The organism is Rhodococcus wratislaviensis, from assembly GCF_041228765.1.
In the GTDB taxonomy this organism is placed as follows: Bacteria; Actinomycetota; Actinomycetes; order Mycobacteriales; family Mycobacteriaceae; genus Rhodococcus_F; species Rhodococcus_F wratislaviensis.
This window is the reverse complement of sequence record NZ_CP150488.1, coordinates 4,405,856-4,424,377: the sequence shown is the minus strand read 5'-3', so window position 1 is coordinate 4,424,377 and position 18,522 is coordinate 4,405,856. Positions and strand designations below refer to the sequence as shown.

The following is an 18,522-nucleotide window of genomic DNA, read 5'->3' as shown; positions in this document are numbered from 1 at the left end:
GATGTACCGGTGTACAAAACCGACCAATTGCTCTGTGGACCACTGCCGACTGGGCGACCTTGTTTCCACGGACTTTAGTGACTTAAGGTGGAGTGCGCGCAATCGCGCGGCGTGTCGGGGTCTGGGCTGGTTGCGTTGATAGACAGGCTAAATAGCCCTCCTAAGGATTGATCATGTCCACCAGGCCCACTGTCTCGACGATACAAGGACCCAGCTGTCCCCTGGCCGGCTCGTCACCAAGAATGCACGAGCGGGCATCGCCGGCACTCAGCAGCTAGTTTTCCTCAGGTCGGCGGAGCCTCGCGGCGGGGCCGAAGCATCGAGAGGTCTTGGTGGCAATCATCCCGCACCATCGCGGGCACGGGCGGACTTCACGGTATGGCGCCTCATCTCAAGAAGTCGGCCGATTCGCCTCCAGTCGGTGTATCACACGAGCTCCCCGTGATGGAGGAGGGCGCCACCGGGGTACACGCTCAGACGAAAGCTCCTGCAATAAGTTCGAGGGACCTCATCAAGTCGTTGCACCGCCGAGAGACAACGCAGTGTCGCATCCCTCACGCGCCGAGAGCCGGGCAAACGATGTTTACCAAGACGTTGTTGATCGACAATTACGATTCCTTCACATACAACCTCTACAGCTTTCTCAGCGACGTCAACGGGTGCCCGCCGACGGTGGTGCGCAACGACGTCGACTGGCGTGCGATCGATCTGGTTGAGTTCGACAACATCGTGATCTCTCCGGGGCCCGGTCGTCCAGCAGTCGAACGCGACTTCGGCATCAGCTCGCTGGCCATTCTGCAGGGTGGGCTTCCCACACTAGGAGTGTGCCTCGGCCATCAGGGTTTATGCCAACTGTTCGGTGCGCGTGTCGTCCTGGCTCCAGAGCCGAGGCACGGTCGAAACTCAAAGATATTTCACGACCGAAGGGAATTGTTCGCGGGTCTCCCCTCGCCTCTGTCGGTCGTTCGGTACCACTCTCTCGCCGTCGAAGATCTCCCCGATGAACTGGAGGCGACCGCATGGACAACCGACGGGGTCCTTATGGGGGTAAGGCACCGTCTGCGCCCGCTGTGGGGGTTGCAATTCCATCCGGAGTCGGTCTGCACCGATCATGGGCATGAACTCCTCGCCAACTTCCGTGACCTCACCCCGACCCGCCGGAGAGGATCCGTCCCGAAGCCACGACGACGTCGGCCGCGGACCTTGTCGCCATACGTGGTCGAAACACGACGGATAGATCGTCGAGTCGACCCACAGACGGTGTATGAGCACCTGTTCGCAGACGGCCCCAACAGTTTTTGGCTCGATGGCAGCGCCACAATGGAACCGGACGCCCGCTTCACCATCATGGGCGACGCATCTGGCCCACGCGCCGAGTACGTCACGTACGACGTTGCGGACGGCACCGTCCTAGTGCACCGTTCCGGCGTTCCGGCCGACAAACGACGCGTGCGATTCTTCGACTATCTCGACGAACAGTTGCGGATCCGCGCGGTCCCGCCATCGCCTGACCTGCCGTTCTCGTTCAATCTGGGCTACGTGGGCTACCTGGGCTACGAGTTGAAGGCCGAAGCCGACGGCAGTGCGCAACACTCCGCGGACACACCGGACGCGGCCCTGGTCTTCGCCGACCGCGCAGTCGTGATCGACCACGTCGACGGCACCTGCTACCTACTGGCGCTCAGCGAGCACGCACACGAACCCGGAACCCGCGACTGGATGCGCCGTACGGCGCGGGTAATCAACCGGATGCCCGTCACGACCGACCATGCGCGTCCCGCGGAGCCACTCATCAGGTCGGCAGCAGACCCGCGCATGACGCTGCGCCACAACCGTGAAACCTACCTCGACAAGATCCGCACCTGTTTGGAAAACATTCGGGTCGGCGAGACGTACGAAGTGTGCTTGACGAACCACGCCCAGATCGATGTCGAGATTGACCCCGTCGAAACGTTCGCCTACCTCCGATCCATTACTCCAGTGCCCTACGCAGCACTCCTGAGGTTCGAGGCAGCGGACATACTCAGCGCCTCTCCCGAGAGGTTTCTGCGCGTGGGCGCCGATCGGGTCGTGGAATCCAAACCGATCAAGGGCACCCGGCCGCGGGGTGCAACCGCTGCGACGGACGACGCGCTCCGCCGGGACCTTCTGACGAGCGAAAAGGACCGGGCCGAGAACCTCATGATCGTCGACCTCGTGCGCAACGATCTCTCACGGGTCTGCACTCCCGGTTCGGTGCACGTACCGCGATTGTTCGACGTCGAAACCTACGCACCGGTCCATCAGCTCGTGTCGACGGTTCGGGGGACGCTGCGCGGTGACGCGACTGCGGTCGGGTGTGTGCGTGCCTGCTTCCCGGGTGGCTCGATGACCGGAGCACCGAAGATCCGCACCATGGAAATCATCGATCGGCTGGAGGAGGGGCCGCGAGGTGTGTACTCGGGCGCCCTCGGCTGGCTGTCGATCAACGGCACCGCCGACCTCAGCATCGTCATCCGAACAATGGTGTCCCGGAACGGGACAGTGAGCTTCGGGATCGGGGGCGCCATCGTCGCATTGTCCGACCCCGACGAAGAGTTTATCGAGACCCTGGTCAAGGCGGCCGCCATGCGCAGGGCCCTCACGATCAGCGCCGGCAGATCGCACGCCCTCGCCCACCACGTTGGTCCGCGGACCTCGAGTGACACCATCGATCGAGCCGGGCGACGACTCTCGCGGGCCGAAGTGGGCGGTGTAGGGGTGTGGGTCTGCCCTGGTGTCCCGGCGCCCAGGGCCAATGCCGAACTTGTACTTGCCGAGGCCCTCGCCGATATTTCACATGTCACCACTCCGGTGGTCGTGGACCTGTGCACCGGTTCGGGAGCAATCGCCTTGGCGATCGCGCATGCCCGAGCCGATGCCGGTGTACACGCCGTGGATGTGGATCCGACAGCCCTGAACGTGGCGCGACGCAACATCGAACGTCAGATCCGCCTCGGCGAGAGCCCGATCATGCTTCACGAAACCGCCGTCACCGCGCCCAATCTACTGTCCGACCTCGACGGAACGGCCGATCTGGTCCTCGCTCGTCCACCGTGCATTCCCGGGGACGAAGACCTTCCCTCACAATGCGGCGAGTATCACCGGCAGGCCCCAGTCGGTGGTACAGATGGGCTGAGGCTCGCCCGGCAAACCATTGTTGCGGCGGCACGGCTCCTGCACGCGGGCGGCAACCTCGTCGTCGAGCACCGACCCGGCCACTACACGACAGTGCTCGCACTACTCGACGAGAACAAGTTCTTCTCTAACGTGGCAACACATTTCGACCACGCGGGAGAAGCGATCTACACCACATGCGCGCGGACCTCCATGCAGCCCCAGCATACCGAGGTCGGGCCCGAGCCCAACCCTTGGACGCCTCCTGGCGCAAAGAGCAGATCGGAGAAGAGTCGTGGACGCCGTCCCGCCACTGGTTCCAGGAGTTGAAAGGCGCTCGGGGACCTGCCTTCCGTCGGAGGCATGCCGGTTATCTGCCGCGCAGAAGGGAATCTGGTTCGCCCAGCAACTGGCCGGCGAGCTCCCGATCACGATCGCGCAGTACGTCGAGGTCTTCGGCGAGTTGGATATCGATTTGCTCGAGACGACCAGCCGCGTGGCCGCCAGGGAGTTCGGTTCGGGGTTCCTACGCCTGGTCGATCACGACGGTGAGCTGTATCAACTGATCGACGATACTTCCGACAGCGGGATCCGGCGATTCGACCTTCGCGCGGAGGACGACCCGATCGTCGCCGCGCAGCAGTGGATGCGCCGCGAATTCAGCACCCCGATAGACCTCCTCCACGATGCGCTCGCCGTCTCGGCGATACTCCGAGTCGGCGATCGGCACTACCACTGGTACTCACGCATTCACCACATCGCGCTCGACGGCTACGGCGCCATGAATCTGGTGCAGCGTATTGCCGAGTTGTATACGGCCGCAGTAGCCGGTGTCGAAGCCCCGCCGCTCCGCGTGCTGGACCTCGCGCAGATCGTTGAAATCGATGCTGCCTATCGGAACTCGGATCGCTTCGAAGCGGATCGGCGGTACTGGGTGGAACGGACCAAGGGACTGCCGGAGCCTGCCAGCCTGGCCGGGCGGTCGGCGCCCGTCGAGGCGCATCCACGAGTGACCAGCGCGGCCTTGTCACACGACGTAGCCACAATGCTCGACTCGGTTGTCGCGAAGCACAACTCGAGTGCGGCGCCGGTCTTGGTCGCTGCTCTTGCTGGCTTCCTGTGCGGGATGACAGGGAGATCGGACATCGTACTCAGTCTGCCGGTTTCGGCCCGAACGACCGCACCGCTGCGACGCTCAGGTGGGATGGTGGCCAATGTCGTACCGCTCCAACTCGAGGTGGGCGCGGACGTGACGATCGGGACACTGATCAAGTCCGCCCAGCTCGAGTTGACCGGGGCGCTGCGCCGGCAGCGGTACCGGCGTGAGGACATCTGCCGCGATCTCGGCAGGGACATCAGCCGCAATCGCTCGTTTGGACCGACTCTCAACATCATGCCGGTCGACCGAGAGATCCGGCTGGGACCCCACCTCGGCCGACTGCACGTGTTGACCTCCGGGCTCGTCGACGATCTTTTCGTCAACATCTACCCGAGCGTGGGCGGCACTACGACACACATCGACTTCCAGGCCAACCCGAGCCTGTACGACGACGACGTTCTCAAACGTCATCACCACCGCTTGTTGTCCTTTCTCGAACGATTCCTTTCTGCCGATGCGGGGAGTCGGGTCGGTGACATCGACCTCCTCGACGCCGACGAACGACGGAACCTGCTCGACCGCACCGGCGGCCCCGCACACCCGGCAACGACACTGCCACAACTGCTCGCCACCGCCGCAGCACACGACCGCACCGCACCAGCGGTGACATACGGAGACCACCACCTGTCCTACGAACAACTCGACACCGCCTCCTCCCAGCTGGCACGAATCCTGATCGCCGAAGGCATCGGCACCGAAGACACCGTCGCCATCGCACTCCCCCGCTCCCCCGACGCGATCCTCGCAGTCTGGGCAACCACCAAAACCGGCGCCGCGTTCCTCCCCATCGACCCGAACTACCCGAAAGACCGCATCACCCACATGCTCTCGGACTCCCGAGCCGCACTCGGATTGACCACCACCCAACACACCACCACCCTGCCCGGACCACTGCCGTGGCTCGTCATCGACACCCCCGACTTCGAAACCCACTGCAACACCATGAATTCAGGTCCGATCACCGACACCGACCGACTCCGACCCCTGCACACCACCAACACCGCCTACCTGCTCTACACCTCCGGCTCCACCGGCACCCCCAAAGGCGTCGCCGTCACCCACCAAGGGCTCGCCAACCTCGCCGCCGAACAACGCGAACGATTCACCATCACCCCCGACTCCCGCACCCTGGCCGTGGCATCACCGAGCTTCGACGCCTCGGTCTTCGAACTGCTCCTCGCCGCCGGATCCAGCGCCACCATGGTCATCGCCCCACCCACCGTCTTCGGCGGCGACGAACTCACCCACCTCCTCCACACCAACCACATCACCCACGCCGTGATCACACCGGCCGCACTCGCCACGATGGACCCCACCCACCTCCACACCCTGCACACCGTCCTCTCCGCCGGCGAGGCCTGCACCCCCGACCTGCTCACCCGCTGGGCCACACCCACCGACACCTCCCACACCCCCCGCCGATTCTTCAACGGCTACGGCCCCACCGAAACCACCGTGATGAGCAACTGCAGCGGAGCACTGCCACCCGGCGGCCCGATCACCATCGGCGGCCCGATCCGCGGCACCCACGCCTACGTCCTCGACGACCGACTCCGCCCCGTCCCCACCGGCGTCACCGCAGAACTGCACCTGGCCGGAATCCAACTCGCCCGCGGATACCACAGCCGACCCGCACTGACCGCCGAACGGTTCATCGCCAACCCCTACGGCCCACCCGGCCAACGCATGTACCGCACCGGCGACCTCGTCCGCTGGCACCCCGACGGCACCCTCGAATACCTCGGCCGCCGCGACCTCCAAGTCAAAATCCGCGGCCACCGCATCGAACTCGGCGAAATCGAAGCAACCCTCACCACCCACCCCGACATCACCCACGCCGCAGTGACGGTGCACAAGGGCCCCGTCACCGAGCAATTGGTCGCCTATGTGGTGCCAACCCCAGACGCCCACGTCGACCCCACCACGATTCACACCTTCGCCGCCGACCACCTCCCCGACTACATGGTGCCCACCCCCATCACCATCCTCGACGCACTACCCCTGACCACCAACGGCAAGATCGACCGCCGCGCACTCCCCGCACCCGTACTACCGACACCCCGATTCCGACCACCGGCCACCGCCGTGGAGGGAATCGTTGCCGGGGTGTTCGCCGACGTCCTCGGCCGCGAGATGGTCGGACTCGACGACGACTTCTTCACCCTGGGCGGCAACTCGCTGCTTGCGACGCAGGTGGTGTCGCGGCTGGGTGTGGCGATGGATGCGCGGGTACCGATGCGGGTGCTGTTCGAGGCGTCGTCGGTGCAGGCACTGTCGACGTGGCTCGCCTCCCGGGCGACGGCGGATGCACACACACCGCTGCTGCCCCGGCCCCGACCCGAACACATCCCGCTATCGTATGCGCAGCAACGCATCTGGTTCCTCAACCGGTTCGACCCACACTCACCGGTCTACACCATCCCATTCGCCGTGCGCCTCTCGGGAACAATGGACACCGCCGCACTGCTGGCAGCGATCGCCGACCTCGTCAACCGGCACGAGACCCTCCGGACGATCTACCCCGAATCCGAGGCCGGCCCGCACCAAGTGATCGTCCCGGCAGCCGAGGTCAGTGGCGGATTCGCCACCGCCGCGGTGACCGAGAACGAGCTCGCCGCACGACTGCTGTCGATGGCCTCCGCCGAGTTCGACGTCACCACATCGGTGCCGGTACGGGCCGCCCTGTTCGAGACAGCCGACAACGAACACGTGCTCGCCGTGGTGCTGCACCACATCTGCGCCGACGGCTCCTCGATCGCCCCGCTGGCCCGGGATCTCATGGCCGCCTACACGGCCCGAGCCGGCGGACACACGCCATCGTGGCCACCACTGGCGGTGCAGTACGCCGACTACACCCTATGGCAACGCGAACTACTCGGCTCCGACGACGACCCCAACTCGGTGCTCGCGCAACAGCTGACCTACTGGCGTTCCGCACTCGACGGTCTGCCCGAACAGCTCGAACTGCCCGGGAACCGAACGCCGCCCGCCGTCACCCACCGTGGCCGGACACACACGTTCACCATCGACGCACGCACCCACCGCGCGGCAGCCGAACTCGCACGACAACACACCGCGACCGTGTTCATGGTGGTGCACACCGCGTTCGCGATGTTCCTGGCCCGGATGTCGGGCACCACTGACATCATCATCGGCACCCCCGTCGCCGGCCGCGGCGACCCGGCCCTCGACGACCTGGTCGGCATGTTCGTCAACACCCTCGCACTGCGAACCCCGGTCGACGGCGCCAGCAGCTTCACCCAACTGCTCACGACGGTGCGAGAAACCGACCTGGCCGCATTCGAGCACGCCGACGTGCCGTTCGAACGGGTGGTACAAGCCCTCAACCCGACACGATCGACCACCCAACACCCACTGTTCCAGGTGATGCTCGTCTTCCAGAACCAAGAACCCCCGAAGCTCGAACTGGCGGGACTGACCGCCCACATCGAGGACATCGACCACACCGCCACCCAGTTCGACCTCACGCTGACGGTGAGTGAACGCGTCGATCGCGATGGTGCCGCTCGAGGATTGACCGCCGCGCTCACTTACGCGCAGGACCTGTTCGACGAGGACACCGTCCACGGATTCGCCGACCGGTTCACCCGACTCCTCGAGGCAGCGGTGGCCGACCCCGACAGCCCGGTCGGCGACATCGACCTCCTCGACGCCGACGAACGACGGAACCTGCTCGACCGCACCGGCGGCCCCGCACACCCGGCAACGACACTGCCACAACTGCTCGCCACCGCCGCAGCACACGACCGCACCGCACCAGCGGTGACATACGGAGACCACCACCTGTCCTACGAACAACTCGACACCGCCTCCTCCCAGCTGGCACGAATCCTGATCGCCGAAGGCATCGGCACCGAAGACACCGTCGCCATCGCACTCCCCCGCTCCCCCGACGCGATCCTCGCAGTCTGGGCAACCACCAAAACCGGTGCCGCGTTCCTCCCCATCGACCCGAACTACCCGAAAGACCGCATCACCCACATGCTCTCGGACTCCCGAGCCGCACTCGGATTGACCACCACCCAACACACCACCACCCTGCCCGGACCACTGCCGTGGCTCGTCATCGACACCCCCGACTTCGAAACCCACTGCAACACCATGGATTCAGGTCCGATCACCGACACCGACCGACTCCGACCCCTGCACACCACCAACACCGCCTACCTGCTCTACACCTCCGGCTCCACCGGCACCCCCAAAGGCGTCGCCGTCACCCACCAAGGGCTCGCCAACCTCGCCGCCGAACAACGCGAACGATTCACCATCACCCCCGACTCCCGCACCCTGGCCGTGGCATCACCGAGCTTCGACGCCTCGGTCTTCGAACTGCTCCTCGCCGCCGGATCCGGCGCCACCATGGTCATCGCCCCACCCACCGTCTTCGGCGGCGACGAACTCACCCACCTCCTCCACACCAACCACATCACCCACGCCGTGATCACACCGGCCGCACTCGCCACGATGGACCCCACCCACCTCCACACCCTGCACACCGTCCTCTCCGCCGGCGAGGCCTGCACCCCCGACCTGCTCACCCGCTGGGCCACACCCACCGACACCTCCCACACCCCCCGCCGATTCTTCAACGGCTACGGCCCCACCGAAACCACCGTGATGAGCAACTGCAGCGGAGCACTGCCACCCGGCGGCCCGATCACCATCGGCGGCCCGATCCGCGGCACCCACGCCTACGTCCTCGACGACCGACTCCGCCCCGTCCCCACCGGCGTCACCGCAGAACTGCACCTGGCCGGAATCCAACTCGCCCGCGGATACCACAGCCGACCCGCACTGACCGCCGAACGCTTTGTCGCCAACCCCTACGGCCCACCCGGCCAACGCATGTACCGCACCGGCGACCTCGTCCGCTGGCACCCCGACGGCACCCTCGAATACCTCGGCCGCCGCGACCTCCAAGTCAAAATCCGCGGCCACCGCATCGAACTCGGCGAAATCGAAGCCACCCTCACCACCCACCCCGACATCACCCACGCCGCAGTGACGGTGCACAAGGGCCCCGTCACCGAGCAATTGGTCGCCTATGTGGTGCCGACCCCAGGCGCCCACGTCGACCCCGAGAGGCTCGCCGCGACGGTCGGTGCGCGCCTGCCTGATTTCATGGTGCCGTCGGTGTTCGTGACTCTCGACCGGATGCCAGTGAGCGTGAACGGCAAGATCGACCGCCGCGCACTCCCCGCACCAACGCCGTTGACGAGGCAGTTCCGGGCGCCGGCCACCCCCCTCGAACAGACCATCGCCGACGTCTTCGCCGACGTCCTCGGCGTCGACCGCGTCGGGGTCGACGAGTCGTTCTTCGCTCTCGGTGGCGACAGCATCGTCGCGATTCAGTTGGTCTCACGCGCGAAAGCCCGGGGCGTGGTGTTCTCCTCACGCGATGTATTCGAGCGCAGGACTGTTGGCGGCTTGGCTGAAGTCGCGCAGCGTCCCGAGGACTCCGGCCCGCCGGTGGTGCTCGAGGAGTTGCCGGGCGGCGGTATCGGGTGGATGCCGCTGACCCCGGTCGCGCGGGCGCTGATCGAGCGCGGTGGCGGCTTCGGTCGATTCTCGCAACACATGGTGGTGGAGTTGCCGCCCGGAATTGACCGCGGTGGGTTGGTGGCGACGGCCGCGGCCGTGCTCGCTCACCACGACATGTTCCGCTCGCGACTGGTCGGCGACGAGCGCGGCTGGGGCCTGGAAGTCGGTGGGTCGGATGCCATCGATGTGGACGGCCTTGTTCGTCGGGTGGAGGTCACCGCCGATCTCGACGAGGAAGCCGCGGCGGCGTTGGCGTCGGCGCAACTGGATGCGGCGTTGGGGCGGTTGGCGCCGACGACGGGCGTGATGGTGCAGTTCGTGTGGCTCGATTTCCGGTCGGGAGGCAGCACCGCCCAACGGCCGGGCTGGTTGCTGATCGCCGCGCACCACCTGGTGATCGACGGGGTGTCGTGGCGAATCATCCTGCCGGACCTGGCCTCCGCATGGGCGCAGGTCTCCGCTGGGCACACCCCGGTGTTGGATCCCGTCGGAACGTCGATGCGCCGGTGGGCGCACGCGTTGGTCGAGGAGTCGTCGACCCCGGCGCGGCTGGCGGAGTTGCCGATGTGGCAGACGCTGTTGCAGGCGCCCGACCCGGTATTGGGCCTCCGCCCGTTCAACGCGGCAATCGATGTGGGATCCACCCTCGACCGGGTCGAGGTGAGCATACCGGCGCCGGTGACGGCACCACTGCTGACGACCGTGCCGACCCTGTTCCACGGCGGCGTCGAGGACGGACTGCTGGCGGCAGTGGCGTTGGCCGTCTGCCGGTGGCGGCGCGCGCGGCAGGTCTTCGAATCCTCGACACTGATCCAACTCGAGGGACACGGCCGTCAGGAGCAGATTGCCGCGGGAGCGGATCTGTCTCGGACGGTGGGATGGTTCACCACCGTGTTTCCGGTGCGTCTGGATATCGGGGCCGCCGACCTCGACGAGGCCTTCACCGGGGGCGCCGCGGCCGGCCAGGCGGTCAAGTCGATCAAGGAGCAGCTCAGATCTTTACCGGACAGGGGAATCGGCTTCGGGCTGCTGCGCTACCTGAATCGGGACACAGCCGAGCAGTTACGGTCGCTGCCGGTCGGCCAGATCAGCTTCAACTACCTCGGCCGGGTCTCCGGCGGTGGTGTGCCGAACGAGATGCCGGGGGCGCAGTGGTCACCGTGCCGCCGTCTCGGCGACATCGCCGCGCCGGGAGATGCCGACCTGCCGGCGAACGGCGTCGTCGACATCAATGCGATCGTCACCGACGACGGCGAGGGTCCGGTACTGGGCGCCACGTTCACATTCCCGACGGGTGCAATCGCGCGGACCGATGTGCAGGACTTGACGGAACAATGGTGTGCGGCGCTCGCCGCGCTCGCCACCCATGCGCAGACCCCCGACGCCGGCGGGCTGACACCGTCGGATCTACCGTTGATCACCGCACGTCAATCCGACATCGACCGCTGGGAAGCGGCGTATCCGGCCGTCACGGACGTGTGGCCCCTGACGCCGCTGCAGTCGGGTCTGCTGTTCCACGCGCTGTTGGCCGCGTCATCGGTCGACGTGTACTCGATGCAGGTCGTATTCACCCTCACCGGCCGGGTGGACACCACCCGATTGCATGCGGCAGCACAGGCGGTACTGGATCGCCACCCGAACCTGCGGGTGGCGTTCGTCGAGGCAGCCGACGGCATACCCGTCCAGCTGGTACTCGACAAGGTGCCGGTGCCATGGTCCGAGGTCGATCTACGCCAAGTCGACGACACCACTCGCCCGGACACGTTGACGCGACTGCTGGCCGACGATCAGGCCACCCACTTCGACCTGACCGCACCGCCGTTGATCCGATTCACACTGGTCACGGTCGCCGAGGACCGATACGAGCTGGTCGTCGCCAACCACCACATCCTGCTCGACGGCTGGTCCATGCCACTACTGATGACGGACATGCTCGCACTCTATGCCGCCGGCGACGAGCCGTCGGCGTTGCCTCCCGCCCGCCCGTATCGCAATTATCTCGAATGGCGCACCGAACAAGACGAGGCAGCGTCGCGGCAGGCCTGGGCGGCGGCGCTCGAGGGTGTCGAGGGCCCGACCCTGCTCGCCCCCGCCGACCCGGGCCGAGAGATCTCCTCCCGGGCCGGTGACGTAACCGCCGATCTCGGCGAGCACAAAACACGTGCCCTGTCCGAGTTGGCCGCCCGACTCGATGTCACCGTCAACACGGTGATGCAGGCGGCCTGGGGAATTCTGCTGATGCGGATGACCGGCCGCGACGACACGATCTTCGGTAGCACCGTGTCAGGACGGCCACCCCAACTCGCAGGCGTGGAATCGATGATCGGACTGTTCATCAACACGGTGCCGGTCAGGGTGCGGGCGGACCCGGACGAGTCGATCACCCAACTACTGACGCGGATGCACCGTGAACAAACCGACCTGCTCGACCACCACTACCTCGGGCTCACCGACATCCAGCAATCCGCCGGCACAACCGACGCCCTCTTCGACACCCTGACGGTGTTCGAATCGTATCCCGTCGAACACGCCGCACTCACCGAACAGGCCGCCGCACTCGACGGCATCACCCTCACCGGTATCACCGCCAACGACAACACCCACTACCCCCTCGCCCTGAAAATCACCGCCGACACCCAAATCCGACTAACCCTGACCTACCTCCACGACCTGTTCGACGAACCATACGTCCAAGCCCTGCTCAACCGATACCTACGCGCCCTCGAAGCCATCATCGCCGATCCCGACAGCCCAGTCGGCGACCTCGACCTCCTCGACCCCACCGAAAAACAGCTGATCCTCGAGGACTGGAACCACACCGATCATGCGACAACCACCGACACACTGGTGTCGATGTTCGGTGCGCAGGTGGCGCGCACACCCGACGCGCCCGCGGTGGTGGACGGAAACCGAACACTGTCCTACGCCGAGTTCGATGCACGCGTCAACCGTCTCGCCCGACACCTGATCACCCAGAGTGTGGGCCCGGAAACCATCATGGCACTACGGATGCGCCGCTCCCTCGACTTCATCGTCGGCGTCTACGCGACCCTCACCGCCGGTGCAGCGTATCTGCCCATCGACCCCGACCACCCAGCCGAGCGCACACACTTCATTCTCGCAGTGGCACAACCAACCTGCATTCTGACCACCACCCACGACGACCAAGACGACCTGCCCGACCCGGTACCGGTCCTCCACATCGACACCATCGATCTGTCACCGATGTCCGCGGCGCCGGTGACCGACGCGGACCGCCTCGCACCACTTCGCCCGCAGAACATGGCGTACGTGATGTTCACCTCGGGATCGACCGGCCGGCCGAAGGGGGTGACCGTGGCGCACAGCGCGATCGTCAACGAGGCTCAGTGGGTTGCGTTAGATTACGGCTTCGGTGACCGTCTCCTGCAGAGCAACGCGGTGACCTTCGACGCATCGACCCCCGATCTCTTCGCACCGCTGCAGGTCGGGGGCTGCGTGGTCTTGGCAGGGCCCGACGGCCAACGCGACCCCGACTATCTCGCCGAACTCATCCGCACCCAAGCGATTACCCACATGTCCTCGGTGCCGACGGTACTGACCGCCCTGATGGCCAGCCGATCACCCGACGTCCTCCGCGGCGTGCGGGTGGTCTACCTCGGCGGTGAAACGTTGTCCGGGCACACGGTGGCGCGGTTGGCGGAGTTCGGTCCGGCAACGGTGTGGAACCAGTACGGGCCCACCGAAACCACCGTCAGCGTCATCTGCCACCGCTGCACCCAGCACGAACAGAGAGTGGTACCCATCGGCACACCCCAGACCAACTGCCACGCCTACGTGCTGGATCATCGCTTGCATCCGGTACCGGTGGCGGTGGTGGGCGAGTTGTATGTGTCCGGGGTCCAGCTGGCCCGCGGATACCACAGCCGGCCCGCACTGACCGCCGAACGGTTCGTCGCCAACCCCTACGGCCCACCCGGCCAACGCATGTACCGCACCGGCGACCTCGTCCGCTGGCACCCCGACGGCACCCTCGAATACCTCGGCCGCCGCGACCTCCAAGTCAAAATCCGCGGCCACCGCATCGAACTCGGCGAAATCGAAGCAACCCTGACGGCGGATCCCGACGTAACCCAGGCTGTCGCCGCGGTGCACCACGATCCCCACACCGGGGACCGGCTCGTCGGCTACGTCGTCTCACGTGACGGCGCCCACCTCGACCCGGATCGTGTCCGCGCGATGGTCGCGGACCGCCTCCCCGACTACATGGTGCCCTCGCCGATAACCGTCGTGGATCGGTTGCCGTTGACGGCCAGTGGGAAGGTGGATCGGCGGGCGTTGCCGGCACCGGTATTGCCGGTGCCACAGTACCGGGCGCCGATGACGGTGGTGGAGGGGGTCGTTGCCGGGGTGTTCGCCGACGTCCTCGATCGCGAGCGGGTCGGACTCGACGACGACTTCTTCACCCTCGGCGGCAACTCGCTGCTTGCGACGCAGGTGGTGTCGCGGCTGGGTGTGGCGATGGATGCGCGGGTACCGATGCGGGTGCTGTTCGAGGCGTCGTCGGTGCAGGCACTGTCGACGTGGCTCGCCTCCCGGGCGACGGCGGGTGCACGCACACCGCTGCTGCCCCGGCCCCGACCCGAACACATCCCGCTATCGTATGCACAGCAACGCATCTGGTTCCTCAACCGGTTCGACCCACACTCACCGGTCTACACCATCCCATTCGCCGTGCGCCTCTCGGGAACAATCGACACCGCCGCACTGCTGGCAGCGATCGCCGACGTCGTGGACCGGCACGAGACCCTCCGGACGATCTACCCCGAATCCGAGGCCGGCCCGCACCAAGTGATCGTCCCGGCAGCCGAGGTCAGTAGCGGATTCGCCACCGCCGCGGTGACCGAGAACGAGCTCGCCGCACGACTGCTGTCGATGGCCTCCGCCGAGTTCGACGTCACCACATCGGTGCCGGTACGGGCCGCCCTGTTCGAGACAGCCGACAACGAACACGTGCTCGCCGTGGTGCTGCACCACATCTGCGCCGACGGCTCCTCGATCGCCCCGCTGGCCCGGGATCTCATGGCCGCCTACACGGCCCGAACCGGCGGACACACGCCATCGTGGCCACCACTGGCGGTGCAGTACGCCGACTACACCCTATGGCAACGCGAACTACTCGGCTCCGACGACGACCCCAACTCGGTGCTCGCGCAACAGCTGACCTACTGGCGTTCCACACTCGACGGTCTGCCCGAACAGCTCGAACTGCCCGGGAACCGAACGCCGCCCGCCGTCACCCACCGTGGCCGGACACACACGTTCACCATCGACGCACGCACCCACCGCGCGGCAGCCGAACTCGCACGACAACACACCGCGACCGTGTTCATGGTGCTGCACACCGCGTTCGCGATATTCCTGGCCCGGATGTCGGGCACCACTGACATCATCATCGGCACCCCCGTCGCCGGCCGCGGCGACCCGGCACTCGACGATCTGGTCGGCATGTTCGTCAACACCCTCGCACTGCGAACCCCGGTCGAGCCCGCCAGCAGCTTCACCCAACTGCTCACGACGGTGCGAGAAACCGACCTGGCCGCATTCGAGCACGCCGACGTGCCATTCGAACGGGTGGTCCAGGCCCTCAACCCGGCACGATCGACCACCCGACACCCACTGTTCCAGGTGATGCTCGTCTTCCAGAACCAAGAACCCCCGAAGCTCGAACTGGCGGGACTGACCGCCCACATCGAGGACATCGACCACACCGCCACCCAGTTCGACCTCACGCTGGTGGTGAGTGAACGCGTCGATCGCGATGGTGCCGCTCGAGGATTGACCGCCGCGCTCACTTACGCACAGGACCTGTTCGACGAGGACACCGTCCACGGATTCGCAGACCGGTTCACCCGACTCCTCGAGGCAGTGGTTACCGATCCGGACAGCCCGGTCGGCGACATCGACCTCCTCGACCCCACCGAAAAACAGCTGATCCTCGAGGACTGGAACCACACCGATCATGCGACAACCACCGACACACTGGTGTCGATGTTCGGTGCGCAGGTCGCGCGCACACCCGACGCGCCCGCGGTGGTGGACGGAAACCGAACACTGTCCTACGCCGAGTTCGATGCACGCGTCAACCGTCTCGCCCGACACCTGATCACCCAGGGCGTGGGCCCGGAAACCATCATGGCACTACGGATGCGCCGCTCCCTCGACTTCATCGTCGGCGTCTACGCGACCCTCACCGCCGGTGCAGCGTATCTGCCCATCGACCCCGACCACCCAGCCGAGCGCACACACTTCATTCTCGCAGTGGCACAACCAACCTGCATTCTGACCACCACCCACGACGACCAAGACGACCTGCCCGACCCGGTACCGGTCCTCCACATCGACACCATCGATCTGTCACCGATGTCCGCGGCGCCGGTGACCGACGCGGACCGCCTCGCACCACTTCGCCCGCAGAACATGGCGTACGTGATGTTCACCTCGGGATCGACCGGCCGGCCGAAGGGGGTGACCGTGGCGCACAGCGCGATCGTCAACGAGGCTCAGTGGGTGGTCGAGGCGTTCGATCACCGTGCCGGTGATCGTCTTCTGCAGAGCAACGCGGTGACCTTCGACGCGTCGACCCCCGATCTCTTCGCACCGCTGCAGGTCGGGGGCTGCGTGGTCTTGGCAGGGCCCGACGGCCAACGCGACCCCGACTACCTCTCCGAACTCATCCGGGCACAGAAGGTCACTCACGTGGCGTCGGTGCCGACGGTACTGACCGCCCTGATGGCCAGCCGATCACCCGACGTCCTCCGCGGCGTGCGGGTGGTCTACCTCGGCGGTGAAACGCTGTCCGGGCAGACGGTCGCACGGTTGGCGGAGTTCGGTCCGGCGACGGTATGGAACCAGTACGGGCCCACCGAAACCACCGTCAGCGTCATCTGCCACCGCTGCACCCAGCACGAACAGAGAGTGGTGCCCATCGGCACACCCCAGATCAACTGCCACGCCTACGTGCTGGACCACCGCTTGCATCCAGTACCGGTGGCGGTGGTGGGCGAGTTGTATGTGTCCGGGGTGCAGCTGGCACGCGGATACCACAGCCGACCCGCACTGACCGCCGAACGGTTCATCGCCAACCCCTACGGCCCACCCGGCCAACGCATGTACCGCACCGGCGACCTCGTCCGCTGGCACCCCGACGGCACCCTCGAATACCTCGGCCGCCGCGACCTCCAAGTCAAAATCCGCGGCCACCGCATCGAACTCGGCGAAATCGAAGCAACCCTCACCACCCACCCCGACATCACCCACGCCGCAGTGACAGTCCACCACGACCACCACACCGGCGACCGACTCGTCGGATACGTCGTCCCCCGCAACCACACCCCCCTCGACCCCACCACAATCCACACCTTCGCCGCCGACCACCTCCCCGACTACATGGTGCCCACCCCCATCACCATCCTCGACGCACTACCCCTGACCACCAACGGCAAGATCGACCGCCGCGCACTCCCCGCACCAGCGCCGTTGAACCGGCAGTTCCGGGCGCCGGTCACCCCCACCGAACAGACCATCGCCGACGTCTTCGCCGACGTCCTCAGCATCGACCGAGTCGGACTCGACGACGACTTCTTCACCCTCGGCGGCAACTCGCTGCTCGCCATCCAGGTCAGTGCGCGGCTGCGCGAGGCTCTCGACGTCGAGATGCAAGTGACATGGCTCTTCACTGGAGCCACGGTGGAAGCGATCGCCAGTAGAGTCGAGGCGGTCTCCGACGGGTCTACACCTATTGTGCCGACCGGACCTTCGGCATTCGACGTCCTGTTCCCGATCACATCAGTTGGGGATTCCGACCCGATCTTTTGCATACACCCGGCTAGCGGATTGGCCTGGTGCTACGCAGGTTTGGGTCGATACACCGAACCGAGACGGCGAATCTACGGGCTGCAATCCCCCGAACTCGTCGAAGACGACCCGCATCCCCGTTCGATCGAACAGTTGGCGGAGCACTACGTCCGGGAGATCCAGGCCGTGCAACCAGATGGGCCATATCACCTGCTCGGCTGGTCCTTGGGCGGAGTTATTGCCCACGCCGTAGCCACACGATTTCGCCTTCTCGGGAAGGAGGTCTCGATGCTGGCGATGCTGGACAGCTTTTTCCGCGAAGCGGATTCGACTGCAAACCAGGAATTCACTGTTGAAGACATCCTGGTCGAGCTAGCCGATCTGTTTGGATTCGGTGCCGAAGACTTCGATGCCGCGGGGGAAACCATGTCGGCTGAACAAGCGACCGAATTGATTCATTTGCGAACCGGGTCATTCGAGTTTCTCCAGCCATCACACGTGAAGCGGATCGTCGAATCCTTCAATGACGCGCCCCGGTTGGTCGCCGACTACCACCCCGCCGTGTTCGACGGAGACATGGTTTTCTTCGCCGCCGCAGCTGACGATATGACTCGGGAGGTTGCCGAAAGTTGCTGGCAACCATACATAACTGGTTCAATCGACTACTATCCCATCGATGCCACCCATATTCGTATGACCACGCCACGAGCTTTGGCGGACATTGCACGAGTTCTCAACACCTACCTCGTCGACGCTGCCGGTTAGTTGCGGTTCGACATCGGTGAGCGCCGCTCTGCCGGGTTGGTTAGCACGCCCATCAGGAGCGGGAG

General features: G+C 65.7%; 2 protein-coding genes. Both read left to right on the top strand.

Going from position 1 to position 18,522, the window contains the following annotated elements:
- Positions 1 to 579 precede the first annotated feature (579 nt).
- Positions 580 to 3,465: an aminodeoxychorismate synthase component I gene (gene pabB / locus WKC72_RS20430; RefSeq protein WP_370178693.1), complete on the top strand. Its 2,886-nt coding sequence runs from the start codon at positions 580 to 582 to the stop codon at positions 3,463 to 3,465.
- Positions 3,431 to 18,457: an amino acid adenylation domain-containing protein gene (locus WKC72_RS20425; RefSeq protein WP_370178691.1), complete on the top strand. Its 15,027-nt coding sequence runs from the start codon at positions 3,431 to 3,433 to the stop codon at positions 18,455 to 18,457. Before pabB ends, WKC72_RS20425 begins: the two co-directional genes overlap by 35 nt.
- Positions 18,458 to 18,522 lie beyond the last annotated feature (65 nt).

Excerpts from the sequence above, each read along its gene's own strand:
- pabB (WP_370178693.1), top strand. The coding sequence starts at position 580 with ATGTTTACCAAGACGTTGTTGATCGACAATTACGATTCCTTCACATAC.